We start from the raw sequence: 346 nt of genomic DNA on the forward strand, positions 1-346 counted from the left end.
CCGCCCGGGAGGTCAAGGCCAAGCTCCAAAGCATCCGCGACCCCAACCTCTTCAAGGTGGTGGGGGTGGGCGGGGAGCGGGACGCCCCGGAGCTCTCCCGGGTCCTCCTGGGGCTTCCCATGGTCTACGCGGGGCGGCCCTTCATGTTCGCCCCCGGGTACAGCACCCCCGACCGGTGGCTCTGGCTCACCTTTGACGGGCCCACCACGGACAAGGTGCTCCTGGTCCTGAGGCTGGCCACCCAGTACGCGGCCAGCGCCGCCCAGAGGGAGGAGGAGACCAAATGAAGCGGGACGAGTTCTTTCGGCTCTTGGAAGAGGCCACCGAGGTGCGCTCGGATAGAGGG

General features: G+C 68.8%; 1 pseudogene. It reads left to right on the plus strand.

The window, feature by feature from the left end:
* A pseudogene (locus tag BVI061214_RS13080) lies at nucleotides 1-287 on the plus strand (hypothetical protein); the annotation flags it as partial.
* Between the last annotated feature and the right edge of the window lie 59 nt (nucleotides 288-346).

It is taken from the genome of Thermus aquaticus (genome assembly GCF_001280255.1).
Lineage (GTDB): Bacteria > Deinococcota > Deinococci > Deinococcales > Thermaceae > Thermus > Thermus aquaticus.